This window comes from Clostridium gasigenes (assembly GCF_017348895.1).
GTDB lineage: Bacteria > Bacillota > Clostridia > Clostridiales > Clostridiaceae > Clostridium > Clostridium gasigenes.
In genome coordinates this window covers 146987-165070 of sequence record NZ_CP071376.1, presented here as the reverse complement: position 1 = coordinate 165070, position 18084 = coordinate 146987, and the positions used below count along the sequence as shown (strand labels likewise).

Here is an 18084-nt window from a genome sequence, read left to right as displayed (position 1 = left end):
CATAAATAGGAAAAAACTAATATTTTTAAAAATAAATTGTGTTTCTGTGAAAAACACTTGTGCACAAATAAAAGACATGATAATATAATATAATAGGATGGAAAATAAAAGAATAGATGTAAAAATCAAAAAAACTTGGGGTGGGTATATGAGATTTATTAGCACAAGAGGAGCTGAAAAAGACATTTTATCCGCAAGAGCAATTATAAATGGAATTGCTAGTGATGGAGGTCTATATGTTCCTGAAAAATTTCCTAGAATTTATGAAAAAATAAAAAATAGAACAAATATTTGTTATGAAGATTTAGCTAATGAAATAATAAGCAAGTTTTTCACAGATATAAAAAAAGAGGATCTAAAAAAAGCTATAGATGAAGCCTATAAAGGTAAATTTGAGGTTAAAGAAGAGAAAAATTTTCTAGAGCTTTATCATGGACCAACCTCTGCATTTAAAGATGCCGCATTACTATTTCTTCCACAAATAATGAAGAGGGCTAAAAATATTTGTAGTGTTAAAGAAGAAATAGTAATTTTAACAGCTACTTCTGGGGATACTGGAAAGGCAGCTCTTGAGGGGTTCAAAAATGTAGAAGGTTTTAAAGTTGTAGTTTACTATCCTGAAAAAGGAGTTAGTGAAGTGCAAAAGCAGCAAATGGTTACTCAAGAAGGGAAAAATCTAAAAGTGATAGGCATTAATGGAAATTTTGATAATGCGCAAACTGGGGTAAAGAAAATTTTAGGCGATAAAAATTTTAGAGAACAGTTAAAAGATAAGGGGCATATAATATCTTCTGCAAACTCTATTAATATTGGTAGATTAATACCACAAATAGTATATTATTTCTACGGATATTTGCAATTAGTCAATAAGCAAAAAATAAAAGAGGGCGATAAAATAAATGTAGTAGTTCCAACAGGAAACTTTGGAAATATATTAGCTGCATATTATGCTAGGGAAATGGGCCTTCCTATAGCTAAGTTTATATGTGCATCTAACGAAAATAAAGTGTTGACAGATTTCTTTAAAACTTCAGTATATGACAAACGTCGTGAACTTAAACTTACAGAATCACCGTCAATGGACATTCTAGTTTCATCTAATTTAGAAAGATTATTATTTGAAGCCAGTAATAGAAATTGTGATGAAGTTAAAAATTTAATGGATTCATTAAATAATGATGGAATATATACTGTTAAAGAAAATTATAAAGAATTTTTAAAAGATTTTTATGGAGAATATGCAACTAAGGATGAAGTTTATACGGCTATAAGAAGTGTATATGAGGTTGAAGGATATTTAATGGATACTCATACAGCTGTTGCTTATGTAGTTAATCAAAAGTATGTAAAAGAAACAGATGATAATACGCAATACCTATTAGTATCAACAGCCAGTCCTTATAAATTTCCAAGAAGTATTTGCACTGCACTAGGGCTAGATGTAGCGCAAATAAATGATTTCGAAGTTTTAAATAAGTTAAAGGAATATACAGGGGTGAATATTCCAACTAACTTACAAAAATTAGATGAAAAGCCTATTCTTCATAATGAGGTATGGGATAGTGGTAATATGAAAGAGGCATTACTTTCATATTTAAAAGGTAATAATAATGATAAGGGTTAGAGTTCCGGCTACATCAGCAAATATGGGGCCAGGATTTGATTCTTTAGGAATAGCTTTTGATTTATATAATGAGTATGAAATTTCCGAAGTAGATACTGGGCTGGTGTTTGAGGGAATTCCAGAAGAATTTTGTAACACAAAGAATATTATATATGAAGCTATGATGAAGTGTTTTGAAAAGGCTAATTATAAGGCTAAAGGTTTAAAAATAAAAGTAATTAAGCAGGATGTACCAATATCAAGGGGGCTTGGATCAAGTTCTAGTTGTATTGTAGCGGGACTTGTTGCTGCAAACTTTATTGCAGGAAATAAATTTAGCAAAGATGAACTTTTTAATATTGGAGTAGAAATGGAAGGACATCCAGATAATGTGGCACCAGCTATGTTTGGAGATATGGTTGTGGCTATAATAGATAATGGAAGGCCTCTATATAATAAAGTTCATATAAAACCTGGAATTAGTTTTATTGGATTAATTCCAGATTTCAGATTATCAACAAAGGAAGCTAGAGAAATCTTGCCACGAGAAATATCCTTAAAGCAAGGAGTTTATAATGTAGGCAGAGCAGCTTTAATGGTTTCTTGTTTTTCAACTGGAAACTATGAGCTTTTGAAATATGCATGTGATGATATGTTTCATCAAAATTATAGAAGTAAATTAATTAATCATTATGATGAAGTATATAATAAATCATATGAACTTGGGGCAGTAGGTTGTTTTTTAAGTGGTGCAGGGCCAACTATTATGACTATGATAAAAGATGATAATAAAGATTTTTTAATAGGTATAAAAAAGTACTTAAAAAATAATAATATAAATTGGGATGTAGTAGAATTAAAAGTAGATAATCATGGGGCTGTTATTTTAAAGGGAGAAAACTAATGAAGGATAATTATTTAGTAATTGATAAAAGAGTACTTGCAGATGTTTATGAAAAAGTAGTTAATGCTAAGAATCTTTTAAAAGATGGTAAAGTTAAGGATGTTACTGAAGCTGCTAAAACAGCGGGAATAAGTAGAAGCGTTTATTATAAATACAAAGATTTTGTTTTTGAATTTGCAGAAACATCTCAAGGGAAAAAAGTAACATTTAGCATGATTATAAAAGATAAAAAAGGTGTTTTGTCAGAAATATTAAATTATATATCTGAAGAAGGTGGAAACATTTTAACAATAAACCAAAGCATACCGATAAATGAAGCGGCAAGTCTAACATTAACAGTAGATATATCATCATTAGATGGAGATATAAAAACTTTACTTGAAGATTTAGCTAAAATACCAAATGTAGAAAAGGTGGATTTTATTGCTATGGAATAGCAAAGAGTAGCTTTGCTTAGATGTCAATTTAATTAGTTTAAATCTCTCTATGAGAGTTTTGATATTTTGCAAAAAAGGAAAGTAAAATACTTTTATAAGTGTTTTACTTTTCTTTTTATTATTATAAATAGGGATAAATATGGTATAATTAGATAAAGTTACAATAATCAAGGGGGAAATATGGATAAATTAAGTTGTAGTTTTTCTAAACTAATGAACAGAGGATTAAAAATTATAATGCCAGTACTTATTGCTTATTCAGTTATTTTAACAATAGCATCATATTTTTTAGTTACCTTATATTATGCCAATAAAGATAAGACAAGCTATATATTATTATTAATATTATCATTAATAATAACATTAGCTATTGGAGGGTTTATATTTTATGGGGTAAAAATAATTAACAAATGTTACATAAAGAATAATAATATAAGGTTAATAGGGATTCTTTTATTAATAGGATTTTTGTTTAGGTTTTTGTGGATATGCACAGTAAAAACATTACCTGCATCCGATTTTAGCTTGATATGGGACTTAGCCCCAAATGCTTTTAAGGGTGATTATTCGGCAATGCAAGGGACCTCATATATGGGCAGGTTTCCACATCTTATTATAACTATGCTTTATTTAGGGTATATTCAAATACTGTTTCCGAATCCATTATTTGTCGTGAAATTTATAAATGTTTTATTATCTATTGGATCGGCATATTTAATATATTTAATTATAAAAGAAATATTTAATGAAAAATATGGATTATATGCGTTGCTTATAGCTATAATATACCCTGCTTTTATAATGTACAACTCAGTTACCTGTTCTGAAAATATTGCAATGCCATTTTATATTTTAAGCATATATATTTTTATAAGAGTAATAAAAGGAAGTTTAAATAATAATTATTTATTATTATGTGGACTTGCACTATCTTTTGGAAATTTATTTAGAATGGTTGGGAGTGTAATTTTAGTAGCTTATATAATATATTTAATAATATATAAAACAAAACAAAAATTGATAAGTTCTTTAGCTAAGATAATTATGGCCTATATATTACCACTAATATTAATTAGTAATATATTAGTATCTATGAAGGTTTCAGAGTACCAACTTTGGAATGGATCTGAGCCTAAAATAACTTCTGTTTTAAAAGGAACAAATATTTTAGCTTTAGGAAGCTGGAATGAAGCAGATGCAGCAATTCCAGAAAAGTATAATTATGATAAAGAAAAGATATCGGAAGTTAGCAGGGAAATAATTAAAGAAAGATTAACAGGACCACCTGTTATAGTAGTAATAGCATTTTATTTTATAAAATATGCAGTTCTTTGGGGCAGTGGAGATTCCTTAGCATATCATTGGGCTACCTTAGATAGCGCTAATACAAATAAGGTAGCGGCTTATGCATATGCCGTAGTTCCAGGAACCCAATTGTTATTTTCAATTATTCTAATTTTAATGTATATAGGATTATATGATAAGAAGAGAAATAAAGAGTTAGATTTAAGCTATTTAATTTATGGAGGATTTATTATTTTATATTTAATAACTGAAAAGCAAGTTAGATATGGGTATATTGTCTCTTTTTCATTCTTGATATGTGCTTTTAAGGGAGTAGAAGTATTAAGTATGAGGCAAAAAAATAAGCTTGTGAGCAAAGAAAATATTGAGTTAAATAAGGAAGGAAATATAGAAGTCTAGAAATAAATTAAGGCTGCCATACTCATTTTGTATGGCAGTCTTAATTTATTAAAATACTTTATTAAATAATTAATTTCTGATATAGTATAAATACTATTAAACATAGTGAACTAATATGAATTAAATATTTAACATAATAGTCAGAGTTTTAATGACTTATAAGGAGAAAATAATATATGGAAATTTATTTTGATAATAGTGCGACAACTAAACCTTATGATGAAGTTATAAATGAAGTTTGTGTATCTATGAAAGAGTTTTTCGGAAACCCATCTTCGCTTCATAAATTAGGTGTTAAATGTGAAAGGAGACTTACTGAGTCTCGTGAATACTTAGCATCAACTATAAGTGCAAGTAAGGATGAAATATATTTTACATCAAGTGGAAGCGAAGCAAATAATTTAATGTTAAAGGGTTTACTTAAACCTGGACATCATTTAATCACCACTGCTTTTGAACATCAATCAATACTTAAAACTTGTATTGAATTAGAAGAAAAAGGTGTGGAAGTTACATATTTAGATGTAGATGAAAATGGAATGATTTCATTAGAGGATTTAAGGAAAAGCATATGTAAAAATACTGTTTTAGTATCAATTATGCACGTAAATAATGAAATTGGATCAATTCAAAATATAGAGGAAATTGGAAAGTTAATAAAAGAAACAAGCAGTAGGGCAAAATTTCACGTAGATGCAGTTCAATCATATGGAAAGTTACCTATTGATGTTAAAAAAATGAATATAGACATGTTATCTGTAACAGCTCATAAAATACATGGACCTAAGGGTATAGGCTTTTGTTATTTAAAAAAAGGTTTAGTTTTAAACTCTTTAATAAAAGGTGGAAGTCAGGAAAAGGGCATGAGAGCAGGGACGGAAAATTTACCTGCAATAATGGGACTTCAAAAGGCAGCAGAAATTACTATATCAGGGCGTGATGAAAATTATAATAAGGCTTGGGCTTTAAAAGGATACATGATAGAAAAACTAGAGGGAATTAAAGATATAAGAATTAATAGTCCGATAACAAATGATTATTCACCTTATATATTAAATGTTTCTTTTAGAGGAGTAAGGGCAGAGACATTACTTCATTTATTAGAATCAGAAGATATTTATGTTTCAACAGGTTCTGCATGTACTTCAAAAACTAGTGTAGTACATGGTAGTTATGTTATTAAATCCTTAAAATTATCAAATAAAGATATAGAAAGTGCAATAAGATTTTCATTTAGTGGAGAAAATACAAAAGAAGAAATAGATAAAACAATAGAAGTGTTACAAAAATCATTAATGTTTTTAAGGAGAGGTAAATAATGAATAGATTAATATTAGTAAAATACGCATCAGAAATATTCTTAAAAGGGCAAAATAGGGGGAAGTTTGAAAAGCAGTTAAGAAATAATATTAAATTAAAATTAAAAGGATTAGACTTTAAGATAATTTCAGATCAAGGAAGATATTTTATAGAAGCTGAAAATATTGAAGAAGCAGCAGATAGAGTAAGAAGAGTATTTGGAATTGCAGAAGTATGTATAGTAACAGTTATTGAAAGAGATATGCAAGCAATAAAAGAAGAATCTTTAAGAAAGGTTATAGAAGCTAACCAAAAAACTTTCAAAATAGAAACTAATAGAGCAAATAAGTTATTCCAAACTGATTCGCTTGGAACATCAAGAGAAGTTGGAGGATATGTATTAAATAACTTCCAAGGAGAATTAAAAGTAGATGTTAAGAACCCAGAATGTAGAGTAAATATTGAAATTAGAGAAAAAGTTTATATATATACAAATAAGGACAAAATTAAGGGTGCAGGTGGGCTTCCTTACGGAATGAATGGTAGTACTATGCTTATGTTATCAGGAGGCTTAGATTCGCCAGTTGCAGGGTATCAAATGGCAAGACGTGGAGTTGAACTTCATTGTGTATATTATCATAGTCACCCATATACATCGGAAAGAGCTAAGGATAAAGTAAAAGATTTAGCAAAAATACTTTCAAGCTACACAGAAAAAGTTAATTTATACGTAGTTCCATTTACAGAAATACAAATGGAGATTATGGATAAGTGTAGAGAAGATGAACTTACAATTATAATGAGAAGATTTATGATGAGAATAGCTTGCGGAGTTGCTGAAAAAAATGGAGTCCAATCAGTTTGTTCTGGGGAAAGTATAGGCCAAGTTGCAAGTCAAACAATGGAAGGGTTAATAGTAAGTGATGATTGTGCGGATAGACCTGCATTTAGACCATTAATTGCAATGGATAAAGAGGATATTATTAAGGTTGCAAGGGAAATAGGAACTTTTGAGACGTCGATTTTACCTTATGAAGATTGTTGCACTATATTTGTTCCAAAGCACCCAAAAATTAAGCCAAAGCTTGAATTAATTAGAAAGTCAGAATCAGTATTAGCAATAGATGAATTAGTAGAAAAAGCTATTAATGATATGGAACTATTCAAATTTTAATAAAGCATTTTTGGGGAGATAACTAAGAATCCTAAAAAATAAAAAGCCAGTCAAAATTTTGACTGGCTTTTTTAAGATAAAGCTAGATAAAATTTATCTAGCTTTCATTTTCGTTGCTTGTTGTCTAGCTTTTTTTAGTTGGCTATGATCAAAGGGTTGAAGATCTTTTTTAGTTGTTAAGTTTGCTATATTTGAAGCTATTATAACCTCACTATGCTCTTTACCTTTTTCACCACTAAGACCCATAATTATTAATTTGTGACCTGGTTTTATGTCTATAAATTCTGGCTTTTTGAACCATCTTTTCTTTCTATATGCGCATTTAATTATTTGTTTTCCTTGATCTGGCTTTAAAACTAGTGAAACAGCAATTGATCGTATAATTCCAAGAAAACTTTTTTCTTCGATTTTAACTGAAAGAACTGTACCATTAGCACTAGTCATTCTATCTCCATATTTTTGTATATATGCATCACTAAAATGCTTAGTCATTTTATCTTTGAAACCCATACTAAAAACTCCTTTTTTTATAAAATAAAAATTTAAATTATAAATATAATAACAATAAATATTATAACATACTTTATAGGGATATAAAATGTTTAATTAATAGATTAATCACACTATTGCTGAAACAATGAAATAGTTTACTATTATATATATTAAACTATTTTATTAAATCTATTTTTAGTATAATTAGTGGGTGAATAACAAATGCTAAAATATCTAATTAAAGAGGAGTTTTTATAATGGAAATGAATATAAAGTTTGATGAAAAAACAAAAATTGGATTATTAAATTTAATTGAAAGTAGTAGTGAGGATTATGCAAGAATTAAAGTTGTAGGAAATGGTTGTGGAAAGCCAGCATATAATATTTATTCTAGTTTTAAAGGAGATAATGATATAACAGTAATTATAAATGATATAAAATTTGTAATTTCAAATGAAGATAAAAAATTATGTTCAAATATAGAAATTAAATATGATAAAGAAGTTTATAATAATGGATTTTATGTAAAAATGATATAATCAATTTTAAAAAAATTAGCCATATACATGTAAAATAGAAGAGTTGTTCTAATAAATTTCTAAATTAGAAAGAAATATTGAAAATTAAATATCAGAAAAATTATATTAGCATAGTATGGAGTATATAAACTAAACTTTAAGGAATCGTAAAATAAATAACTAGTCAAAGATTATTAGGCTTTTTGTACTATGGCAAGGAAGTAAAGGCAATTAATATTGTTATTATTAGCTATATTTACTGACGAAGTATAGTGTGACACCAAAGGTGGACAGTGCCAAAAGATAATAATACTACCTAGTTAGTTATTTGGATCCCTAAGATGAAATAGGGGGCAGAATTATGAAAGTATGTTTAAAAAGAATTGCTCATTGTGAAGGTACACCCGCTAAGTATAATATGATTTTTAACTGTTGTAGCCGTGCAGAAGCACAAAGAATAAGGAATACTCTTCCAGTTTGTATGACTGATAGTGATAATGATATTATTGTTAATGTTATTGTTAAATTTGGTCGTGCCGTTATAAGTCCATTTGGATGTGAAAGTTTTGGACCTATATCTTTTTCAAATTTAAGACCAGTCAAAACAAGTGAAGGTTGTAAACCTAAGAAATTTTGCGTGATTGTAACTTCGAATAATCCTCGTACATCACAAATTTTATGCAGATTTCCAAAAATATTTATTTGTGATGAAGATAAAACTATAAAAATAACTTTCGTTTTTAATAAAAAAAGAAGTTGTAGATTTTGTTCTTCTCGCAACTGTAGATCAAATAATAGATTTAGATCAAATAATGGATGTAGAGTAGGTAGAAGATGTGGATGCGGCTGTGGATTGGAATGGTTATTATTACTTTTCTTATTCTAATGTACAGTAGATAGTTATCTCTAAAGAATAAAAACTGCTAAGAATTCATCTTAGCAGTTTTTAGTTTAGAAATTTTTAAGAAAATTATAATTTAGATAAGTTTTTAAGACTTATATCTAGAACTTTAAATGAATGAGTTAAAGAACCACTTGATATATAGTCAACACCACACTCTGCATAAGAACATACTGTTTCAAGAGTTATATTTCCAGAGCACTCAATTAATGCCTTTTTATCTATTAACAGAACCATTTCTTTAACCATTTTAGGCGACATATTATCCAACATTATTATATCAACGCCAGAGGCTAGAGCTTCTAAAACATCTTCTTTAGTTTCAGTTTCAACTTCTATTTTTCTTACAAATGAACAGTTTTGTTTTGCAAGGGAAACCGCATTAGTTATACTACCGGCATAACTAATATGATTATCTTTTATAAGTATTCCATCAGATAAAGAATATCTATGATTTTTTCCTCCACCAATTTTCACTGCATATTTTTCAATAATTCTAAGCAAAGGAGTCGTTTTTCGAGTATCAAGAATTTCAGTTTTAAATCCTTCTAAAATATCAGAATATTTTTTTGTTAAAGTAGCTATTCCACTCATTCTTTGTATTAAGTTCAAAGCTACCCTCTCACCAATTAATATGTTTTTTGCATTTCCTTTTAAAATCCCTATCTCATCGCCACAGATTAAAGGGGCTCCTTCTTTAATAAAAGGAGTAAACTCAACATTACCTAGTAGATGAAAAACACGGCTAAATACAGGTAAACCGCATAATATACCATCTTCCTTACAAATTACTGTAGCTTGTGCTATTTCATCATCAGTTACAATACAAGAGGTTGTAATATCACCAAAAGGGAGATCCTCTTTAAGTGAATTTAAAATTATATCATCAATAATTAAATAGTTTAGCATATCTATTATCCGCCTTTCCTTTTAAAAAATTAACAAAATTTATGTTTATTTCATTTGAATAGTTTAAAGTGTTAATCACATGAGTAGGGAAGTCTTCTTTAATGATATTTTCATTAATATCACTAGCACAATTATTGCCAAAAACAATAGCCTCTAGCAATGAATTACTAGCTAGTCTATTTGATCCATGGATTCCAGTACAACTAACTTCACCTATTGCATATAGGGAATCTAATGAAGTTCTTGAATTAAGATTAACAAGTATTCCACCCATACAATAATGATGAGCAGGGGATACTGGGAGAAAATCACGTTCCATAGAATAGCCCCTCTTTAAACATTCATTATAAAGAAATGGGAATCTATTAATTAAATATTCCTTGGGAAATATAGTCATATTTAAATAAGTAAATGGAGTATTAGGTGTTTTAGATATTTCTTTCAAAATTGCAGATGATACTATATGTCTTGAGTTAAGAGGATCTACAAAATGTTCTCCTTTAGTATTAATAAGTAATCCACCTTCGCCTCTAAGGGATTCGGAAAGCAAAAGTCGTCTACCTTTTATAGTAGGCTCGTATAAAACTGTTGGATGGAGTTGTAGATAGTTCATGTCCTTTAATTTAATATTATGCCTTAAAGCAATAGATAATCCATCACCAGTTAATGATTCGATATTAGTAGAAGAATTAAATAATCCACCTATCCCACCAGTTGCCATAATTGTGAACTTTGAATAGATATATATACTATGGAAATTCTGATTAAATAATCCACCAATACATTTCTTATCTTCTATAATATCTAATAGTTTTGTATTTTCTAAAATAGTTATATTTTTTCTTTTAGATACTTCTTTTAGTAAACATTCCATAATAGCTTTTCCAGTTTCATCTTTAATGTGCATAATTCTAGAGCAACTATGACCACCTTCTTTTGTATAGTGGTATTTATTATTTTCTTTGTCAAAGCACACGCCAAAGGAAATAAGTTTTTGTATAACACTTGAAGATTCTTTAGCTAAAACATTAAGTGCAGAAATATCATTTTTATAATTACCTGCAGTTAAAGTGTCATTTATAAATAAAGGAATATCTTCTGAATTTAATGCTATAGAAATACCACCTTGAGCCAAATAACTGTTACAATCTCGTACCCTATCTTTAGTAACTAATATGATATTAATATTGTCCTTTAAATTTAATGCGGTGAATAGCCCGGAAATACCTGTTCCAATAATTAAAACATCAGTATTTTTAATCATAATTATTTAGAAGAAAGCCTGTGCATATTTTCTAATGATTTAAGAGCTTTAACTCGTAAACCTTCATTAAGAATAATTTCATACTCTTCATTTAATAAACAGGTATATAAATTTTCCAGGGTTATTTTTTTCATATTAGGACAAATCATTCCAGTAGTTGTTTTAATAAATGTTTTACTTGGACTTTTAAGTTTCATTTGATATAAAACACCTTCTTCGGTAACAACAATGAAACCTTTAAAAGGGGATGAAGCACTATAATTTATAAGTTCGGATGTGCTACCGATAAAATCGGCTAGATCACGAACTCCTTTATTACATTCTGGATGTACTAAAACTTTAAAGTCTTTATATTTATTTTTTAAATTTACTATTTCTTCTTTGTCAATTCTTTCATGAGTGGGACAGAAGCCATTATAAAGTATAAATTTTTTGTTTGGATTTTGTTCTTGTAAATATTCACCAAGATTTCTATCTGGTAAGAAAATTATTTCCTCTTCATCAATATTTTCTAATATATTTTTAGCAGATGAAGAAGTAACACAAACATCAGAAACTGCTTTAATATCTAAATTAGAATTTATATAAGTAACAATTTTTGCATTAGGATGCTTGTCTTTTAAAATTTCAAGCTTTTCTAATGATGCCATGTCGGCCATAGGACAGGTTGTCTCATTAGAGGGAATAAGGATTTTTTTATTTGGAGAAAGTATTTTCGCACTTTCAGCCATAAATTGAACTCCACAAAAAACAATTAAGTCATTGGTACTTTCTAATGCTTTTTTACTTAAAAAGTAGGAATCGCCTACAATATCAGCAATTTCTTGAATTTCATCTAATTCATATAAGTGAGATAGTATTAGTGCATTTTTTTCAATTTTTAATTTTAATATATTTTCTTTTAATGTCATGTTTACACTACCTTTCATAAAATTTATAGGTGTATATACACTAAGTATAACACCAGGAATTTTACTATTCAATATAGTTAAAAATAAAAAAACAATTGTTAAAAATTTGTTATGAAATTGACACAAATATTATAGTATAATATAAGGGAGATTGAAAAAATAACTAGTAAGATTCTGAGCTATGGTTCTTCCACTAGCACAAAATATCCTATGAATCTTTGACTTGTTATTTTAATTCAGCTCCTAGAGAACAAATAATATGCTGAAAAGTAAAAGTGAGGGAAAGTTATGGAAAATTTTCTCCATGAGAGAATTGAATTGACGGTAAAAAATTATAGAGATGCAAGAGAGTTTTTAAGAAATGATGGGGACCTGTTAAATCATTATGCCTCATTAGTTTATGCTCATTATGAAAAAGAAATTCCAGAAGACAGGGTAAAAGAAATAAGAAAATATATTAAAGCTACATCCTCAAGAATATCACCATTTAGAGGGGATATGTTATATATACTTTCTTTATTAATAGCGGTAGATAATTTGGATGAAAAAGAAATTATTGATGATATATATGAAATAATGGACTTGCTAGTTCAAGAAGGTTTTAATGAGTGCGATCATTTAGCACTAACAGCTTTTGTGATAGCAAAATATGGTAAAAACAAAAATAAAATTGAGGTTGTTAAGAAAACAAAAGAAGTTTTCTATCTACTAAAAGAAAAATACTATAATATAACTAAAGAGGATGATTATTTAGTTTGTGCTCTTTGGGCATTAAATGATATAGATGTAGAGACTATTGATGAATTTATAGATACTGTATTTAATCAAATAGGAAAGCTTAATATAAAATCAAAAAATGGAGTACAGGGATTAGCTAATGCAATAATATTAAATGGTTCTTCAGGAGATATGTATAGAACTATGGAATTCATACTTCAGTTGGAGAAAAGAGAAATAAAGCTAGCACATCAGTTTTTACCATTACTTGGTGTGTTATCTAATGTGACACCAAGAAAATATGCAGATATGGTAGAGGGTGTAATAGAAGAACTTTGTGAGAAAGAATATGAATATGAGTATTATATGGACAAAGGCTTTAGAACAATTATTGCTATTGTAATAGTTTCATTTTGTGCAGTTTCAGAAAAAAGAAGATATATAGATGAATTACTAGGACATGGAGTGTATTGTTTTATAAAATCTAAAAACAAAGGGGTTTTCTCTGAAGTTTTAGTGTAAGGGACATGAAAATAAATAACAAATAAGAATTTTTGACTTGTTATTTTCTCTATTATGTCTAGGAGGTCAGGAAATGGACAAAATTATTTTGCATGTAGATATGGATGCTTTTTTTGCTGCTGTAGAGCAAAGAGATAATCCAAAGCTAAGAGGAAAGCCAGTTATAGTTGGTGGAATAAGTGAACGGGGAGTTGTATCTACTTGTTCTTATGAAGCTAGGAAATATGGAATTCATTCAGCCATGCCAATTTTTATAGCTCAAAAACTTTGTCCAAATGGAATATATGTACTCACTAGATATAGTAGATATAAAGAAATATCATTAAAAATATTTGAAATATTAAGAGAGGTTACACCTTTGGTAGAACCTCTCTCTATTGATGAGGCATATTTAGATTTAAGTCAAAGTAACTTTAAAGATGGAATGGAAGCAGCACTCTTTATTAAAAAAAGAGTTTATAGAGAGTTAGGATTAACTATTTCAGTTGGAATATCCTATAATAAATTTTTAGCAAAGCTTGGATCAGATTGGAATAAACCAAATGGAATTATGGTAATTAATGAAGATATGATTCCGGATATACTATTACCATTATCTATTTCTAAAATATATGGATTAGGGGCTAAATCAGTAAAGAAATTAAATAATATGGGAATATTTTATATAAGAGATTTATATGAACTGCCAAAGAACTTCTATTTTGAATATTTAGGTAAGTGGGGCATGGAAATTTATGATAGGATTAGAGGAATTGATAAAAGAGAAGTTATTATAGAAAAAGATAGGAAATCTTATGGAAAAGAGAGAACTCTAAAAGTAGATACAGAGGATAAGGAAGAATTATTAATTTGTTTAAAAGATTTTTGTATTCAAATAAGTAATGATTTAATTATGAGAAGCTTAGAAGGAAGAACAATAACAGTAAAATACAAAAGTAGTGTTTTTGAAAGTCATACAAGAAGTAAAACACTAAATTATTATACAAATAAAGTTGAAGAATTTTATAAAGTATGTGAAGAAATAATAGAAGGGGAAGATTTTACTACTGGAATAAGGTTGATAGGGCTAACAATATCTTCATTTAAAGAAAATACAATAGAACAGCTTACACTATTCTAATTATAAGCCATATTGGCTAGTTATTTTTTTGAACATACTTTATAATTAAGACGAAATCAAAAGAGGAGGTAATTTTTATGAATAAACAAGAATTAGCAAAAATGATAGATCATACTATATTAAAACCAGAGGCAACAGAGTCAGAAATAATGAAATTATGCAAGGAAGCATTAGAATATGGGTTTGCATCAGTTTGTATTAACCCATCAATGGTGAAAAAAGCAGCTATAATATTAGAGGGTAGTGAAGTTAAGGTTTGTACAGTAATAGGTTTTCCTTTAGGTGCAACAACTACAGAAGTTAAGGTTTTTGAAACTAAGCAAACAATAGAAAATGGTGCAACAGAAGTTGATATGGTAATTAACATTGGTAAATTAAAAGAAAATAATTTAGAATATGTTAAAAATGATATAGCAGCAGTAGTAAATGCAGCAAAAGGAAAAGCTTTAACTAAGGTTATAATAGAAAGCTGTCTTTTAACAGATGAAGAAAAAGTAAAAGTTTGCGCTATTGCAAAAGAAGTAGGGGCAGACTTTGTTAAAACTTCAACTGGGTTCTCAAGTGGAGGAGCAACAAAAGAAGATATTAGATTAATGAGACAAACTGTTGGACCTGATATGGGAGTTAAAGCATCTGGTGGAGTTAGAAGTAATGAAGAGGCTATGATAATGATAGAAAATGGAGCAACTAGAATTGGAGCTTCAGCATCAATTGCAATTTGTAATGGTACAAAATCAAACTCAAATTATTAAAAGAAGAGTAAGGGAAAAATAGACTAGAATCTGACTAGTTATTAAAAAACACCAGCGTGGAAGCACTGGTGTTTTTTTGTCGTAAAATATGTGGTGAAAACTCTTAATAAACAATATCAAATAGTAACCTATAAAAGTATACTGATATTAATAATATTAAAGGTGGAATGTACATTTAATAATAAATAATAAGCGGAGTTGTAATGATTTAACTAATAGTGCATTAAATACTATTGAGACGCTTAAAAATTAATAGAAATACAGTTTTATTTTAAAAAATAATATCTAAAAGGGAAGGTTATGAATATTAATATAATATATTAATAAAAGAGGGGGGAACTGCTTCAAGAAAATTGTAGTAAATACGATTTTTAAGTGGGAATCAATATGAAAAGAGAGTTAACTCCAAAGGAAGTAATATTTAAAATAATATGCAATGAGGCTGAGGAAAAGAAGGAACGGATAATTCCTGAAATTCAAGATTCATATAAAAGAGTTGGTAGGGCGTTAAGTATAGAAAAGGACGGGTTCAATCTGTATGTAATAGATTCTTTTTCGAAAAATAAACTAAAAGAGTTAATTAAATATATAAAGGAACAGTACGAAAAATTAGAACCTCCAAAGGATATTTGTTATGTAGTAGTAGAAGATGCGAAGAAACCTGAGGCTATTTTTGTAGAGAATGGAAAAGGAAAACAATTAAAAGAAACTGTAGAAAGTTTGAAGAATAAGTACCTTGAATTTGCAGAAGACTTTTATAATAGTTCATCAAATGAAAAGAAAGATAAGTTAATAGATGAAATTGAATCAAAAAGAACTAAATATATAAATGAACTTATGGATATGGCAAAGGTAGAAGGTTTTGATGTGAAAGCAAGTGCAAAAGGGTTTGCTTTTATACCCATAAATAATGGTGAAGCTTTAACAGAAGAACAATATGATGATTTAGACAAAGAAAAAAAAGAATCAATAAGTTTAAAAGCGGCTTCATTAAAGAAAAAGGCAGAGGGAATTTTAGATACACTAAAAGAAATAGAAGTTAGATATATAAAGAAACTTAAAAATATTTATAGTAAATTTTTAATCGTAGAAATGGAAGAGTATAAAGATAATGCTTTACTAGAATTCGTAAATGATGATGAGTCCTATGAATATTTAGAAAGATTATTCATAGAAATTGAAAAAGAAGTCGTAAATACCTATACCATGAGTATAGAAGATGATGAAGCTGGACTTTATGAAATAATAAATAAATATGCTGTGAAAATTTTAGTGGATAATTCAATTAATCTTAGTCCGGTAGTTATATATGAGGAGGATCCAAGTATAAATAATTTAATGGGAAGCGTAGAGTATGAGAATAATAATGGGGTGTATACAACTGATATTTCATTAATTAATTCCGGATCTATGATTAGAGCAAATGAGGGCTGTATAATTATTAGAATAAGTTCCCTTGCCACGAGCCCCTATAGTTATTACTATTTAAAGAAGGCATTAATGGCGAATAAATTAAGCTATGATACCTCGAGAGTATATTCTGAGGTAGTATCAATTAATGGGTTAAAGCCAAAACCAATAGCAATTAAGTTAAAGGTAATATTAATTGGAGATTATGAAAGCTACGACACTCTTTATAATGCGGATGAAGATTTCAAAAAGCTATTTCCTCTAAGAGCAGAATTTACAGATATAGTAGAGATGAGGGATGAAGTTGTTTTTTATCTTAAAGATTATGTTAAAAATAGAATAAAAGAAAATAATATTAAAGAGATAGATGATGATGCAATAATGGAAGTCTTAAAATACCTTTGTAGAAGAGCAAATAGTAAGAGTAAAATAAATATAGATGATATTGATATTGATAAGTTAATTATATTAACAAATAACTACACCAAAGAAAGAGGTGGGGAAACAATATCGAAAGAAGATGTAACAGCTATTGCTTATGAAGAGGAAAAAGTTGAAGAAGAATATATGAAAATGTTTAAGGAAAATAAAATTCTTTTAAGTTTAAATGGTAAAAAGGTAGGATCAATAAATGCTCTTGCAGTTTTAGATACAGGTTATCATTCTTTTGGAAAACCTATGAGGGTGACATGTGTTGCATATAAAGGCACTGGAAGAATTGTAGACATTCAAAAAGAAAGTAATTTAAGTGGGAAAATACATGAAAAATCTATAAACATTTTAAAGGGTTTATTAAGTAGTATATTAGATCCATATGAATCCATGACTGTAGATTTTCATTTAAGTTTTGAACAAATATATGGGTTAATAGAGGGGGATAGTGCCTCAGTATCTGAAATGATATGTATATTATCAGCATTAAGTAAAAAACCAATTAGGCAAAATATATCAGTAACTGGATCACTTAATCAATTTGGAGAAGTGCAGCCAATTGGTGGAGTAAATGAAAAAATAGAAGGGTTTTATAAAGTATGCAAGTTAGTTGATAACGTAAAAAACAAGGGCGTTTTAGTACCAAACTCTAATAAGGATGAAATAATATTGAATTCAAAAATTGAGAAATCTATAGAAAATGGTGATTTTCATATATATACTATGGAAACCTTAAATGATGCAATAGAGGTGATGATATTAGAAGATGGAGAAACTATAGAAGATTTCTTTAAAACTATAAATGAAGAATTGAAAAAATATGAAGATAAAGATAAAGATAAAGATAAAGATAAAGATAAGTAATTTAATAAACTAAGATAAGGATATTAGAACTATAAGTTATTTAGTTTTAATATCCTTATTTTAAATAGGCGTATGGAAGGGTTGTGTTATTTTTTAGTATCTATTTTAAAAATATTTTCATATAAAGTTCTAAAAGTATTTGACTATGAAT

The 18084-nt window shown here is 28.2% G+C and carries 16 protein-coding genes; 12 read left to right on the top strand and 4 right to left on the bottom strand.

What is annotated here, in order from left to right; all coding sequences use genetic code 11:
- Window positions 1–148 precede the first annotated feature (148 nt).
- The 6 genes from thrC (at window position 149) to thiI (ending at window position 7121) form a co-directional block, all read left to right on the top strand.
- On the top strand, window positions 149–1624 hold the full coding sequence (thrC, locus tag J1C67_RS00770) for a threonine synthase (protein ID WP_167866256.1): 1476 nt from the start codon (window positions 149–151) through the stop codon (window positions 1622–1624).
- Window positions 1611–2507, top strand: coding sequence for a homoserine kinase (gene thrB, locus J1C67_RS00765; protein WP_167866257.1), 897 nt, complete (start codon window positions 1611–1613; stop codon window positions 2505–2507). The genes thrC and thrB overlap by 14 nt, the downstream gene beginning before the upstream one ends.
- Complete coding sequence (locus J1C67_RS00760) at window positions 2507–2944, top strand: ACT domain-containing protein (RefSeq protein ID WP_089970609.1); 438 nt, start codon at window positions 2507–2509, stop codon at window positions 2942–2944. The genes thrB and J1C67_RS00760 overlap by 1 nt, the downstream gene beginning before the upstream one ends.
- Before the next feature lie 180 nt (window positions 2945–3124).
- Complete coding sequence (locus J1C67_RS00755) at window positions 3125–4648, top strand: glycosyltransferase family 39 protein (RefSeq protein ID WP_167866258.1); 1524 nt, start codon at window positions 3125–3127, stop codon at window positions 4646–4648.
- Between the two features lie 176 nt (window positions 4649–4824).
- Window positions 4825–5967 carry a cysteine desulfurase family protein gene (locus J1C67_RS00750; RefSeq protein WP_167866259.1) on the top strand — a complete coding sequence of 381 codons (1143 nt, stop codon included), beginning with the start codon at window positions 4825–4827 and terminating at the stop codon, window positions 5965–5967.
- Window positions 5967–7121, top strand: coding sequence for a tRNA uracil 4-sulfurtransferase ThiI (gene thiI, locus J1C67_RS00745; protein WP_089970618.1), 1155 nt, complete (start codon window positions 5967–5969; stop codon window positions 7119–7121). The genes J1C67_RS00750 and thiI overlap by 1 nt, the downstream gene beginning before the upstream one ends.
- Window positions 7122–7214: 93 nt before the next feature.
- On the opposite strand, the gene J1C67_RS00740 is transcribed toward thiI, so the two are convergent.
- Entirely contained in the window at window positions 7215–7631 is a 417-nt protein-coding gene (locus J1C67_RS00740) for a hypothetical protein (protein WP_089970621.1), read from the bottom strand.
- Window positions 7632–7870: 239 nt separating this feature from the next.
- Between J1C67_RS00740 and J1C67_RS00735 the strand changes: the two genes are divergently transcribed.
- Both J1C67_RS00735 and J1C67_RS00730 read left to right on the top strand, forming a co-directional pair.
- Window positions 7871–8152: a hypothetical protein gene (locus tag J1C67_RS00735; RefSeq protein ID WP_243176730.1), complete on the top strand. Its 282-nt coding sequence runs from the start codon at window positions 7871–7873 to the stop codon at window positions 8150–8152.
- A gap of 340 nt (window positions 8153–8492) precedes the next feature.
- Window positions 8493–9017, top strand: a complete 525-nt coding sequence (locus J1C67_RS00730) for a hypothetical protein (protein WP_167866260.1) — start codon at window positions 8493–8495, stop codon at window positions 9015–9017.
- A gap of 84 nt (window positions 9018–9101) precedes the next feature.
- Here J1C67_RS00730 and nadC read toward each other — a convergent pair whose 3' ends face one another.
- The 3 genes from nadC to nadA are packed head-to-tail and all read right to left on the bottom strand — an operon-like array spanning window position 9102 to window position 12116.
- Window positions 9102–9941 (bottom strand): carboxylating nicotinate-nucleotide diphosphorylase, encoded by an 840-nt coding sequence (gene nadC, locus J1C67_RS00725; protein ID WP_167866261.1) that lies wholly within the window; start codon window positions 9939–9941, stop codon window positions 9102–9104.
- A complete protein-coding gene (locus tag J1C67_RS00720) occupies window positions 9919–11205 on the bottom strand; it encodes an L-aspartate oxidase (RefSeq protein WP_167866262.1) in 1287 nt (428 codons plus the stop codon). Before J1C67_RS00720 ends, nadC begins: the two co-directional genes overlap by 23 nt.
- Window positions 11206–11207: 2 nt before the next feature.
- Window positions 11208–12116 carry a quinolinate synthase NadA gene (nadA, locus tag J1C67_RS00715; protein ID WP_167866361.1) on the bottom strand — a complete coding sequence of 303 codons (909 nt, stop codon included), beginning with the start codon at window positions 12114–12116 and terminating at the stop codon, window positions 11208–11210.
- Between the two features lie 288 nt (window positions 12117–12404).
- Between nadA and J1C67_RS00710 the strand changes: the two genes are divergently transcribed.
- From J1C67_RS00710 to J1C67_RS00695, 4 genes are all read left to right on the top strand, one after another.
- Window positions 12405–13355 (top strand): DUF4003 family protein, encoded by a 951-nt coding sequence (locus tag J1C67_RS00710; RefSeq protein ID WP_167866263.1) that lies wholly within the window; start codon window positions 12405–12407, stop codon window positions 13353–13355.
- Window positions 13356–13428: 73 nt separating this feature from the next.
- Window positions 13429–14475, top strand: coding sequence for a DNA polymerase IV (locus J1C67_RS00705; RefSeq protein ID WP_167866264.1), 1047 nt, complete (start codon window positions 13429–13431; stop codon window positions 14473–14475).
- Between the two features lie 77 nt (window positions 14476–14552).
- Entirely contained in the window at window positions 14553–15227 is a 675-nt protein-coding gene (deoC, locus tag J1C67_RS00700; RefSeq protein WP_167866265.1) for a deoxyribose-phosphate aldolase, read from the top strand.
- Between the two features lie 387 nt (window positions 15228–15614).
- The gene (locus J1C67_RS00695; protein WP_167866266.1) at window positions 15615–17933 is read left to right on the top strand and encodes an AAA family ATPase; all 2319 of its coding nucleotides are present in this window, start codon (window positions 15615–15617) and stop codon (window positions 17931–17933) included.
- Window positions 17934–18084 lie beyond the last annotated feature (151 nt).

Coding starts and splice junctions, on each gene's coding strand:
- thrC (WP_167866256.1), top strand. CDS start 149: ATGAGATTTATTAGCACAAGAGGAGCTGAAAAAGACATTTTATCCGCA.
- thrB (WP_167866257.1), top strand. CDS start 1,611: ATGATAAGGGTTAGAGTTCCGGCTACATCAGCAAATATGGGGCCAGGA.
- J1C67_RS00760 (WP_089970609.1), top strand. CDS start 2,507: ATGAAGGATAATTATTTAGTAATTGATAAAAGAGTACTTGCAGATGTT.
- J1C67_RS00755 (WP_167866258.1), top strand. CDS start 3,125: ATGGATAAATTAAGTTGTAGTTTTTCTAAACTAATGAACAGAGGATTA.
- J1C67_RS00750 (WP_167866259.1), top strand. CDS start 4,825: ATGGAAATTTATTTTGATAATAGTGCGACAACTAAACCTTATGATGAA.
- thiI (WP_089970618.1), top strand. CDS start 5,967: ATGAATAGATTAATATTAGTAAAATACGCATCAGAAATATTCTTAAAA.
- J1C67_RS00740 (WP_089970621.1), bottom strand. CDS start 7,631: ATGGGTTTCAAAGATAAAATGACTAAGCATTTTAGTGATGCATATATA.
- J1C67_RS00735 (WP_243176730.1), top strand. CDS start 7,871: ATGGAAATGAATATAAAGTTTGATGAAAAAACAAAAATTGGATTATTA.
- J1C67_RS00730 (WP_167866260.1), top strand. CDS start 8,493: ATGAAAGTATGTTTAAAAAGAATTGCTCATTGTGAAGGTACACCCGCT.
- nadC (WP_167866261.1), bottom strand. CDS start 9,941: ATGCTAAACTATTTAATTATTGATGATATAATTTTAAATTCACTTAAA.
- J1C67_RS00720 (WP_167866262.1), bottom strand. CDS start 11,205: ATGATTAAAAATACTGATGTTTTAATTATTGGAACAGGTATTTCCGGG.
- nadA (WP_167866361.1), bottom strand. CDS start 12,116: ATGACATTAAAAGAAAATATATTAAAATTAAAAATTGAAAAAAATGCA.
- J1C67_RS00710 (WP_167866263.1), top strand. CDS start 12,405: ATGGAAAATTTTCTCCATGAGAGAATTGAATTGACGGTAAAAAATTAT.
- J1C67_RS00705 (WP_167866264.1), top strand. CDS start 13,429: ATGGACAAAATTATTTTGCATGTAGATATGGATGCTTTTTTTGCTGCT.
- deoC (WP_167866265.1), top strand. CDS start 14,553: ATGAATAAACAAGAATTAGCAAAAATGATAGATCATACTATATTAAAA.
- J1C67_RS00695 (WP_167866266.1), top strand. CDS start 15,615: ATGAAAAGAGAGTTAACTCCAAAGGAAGTAATATTTAAAATAATATGC.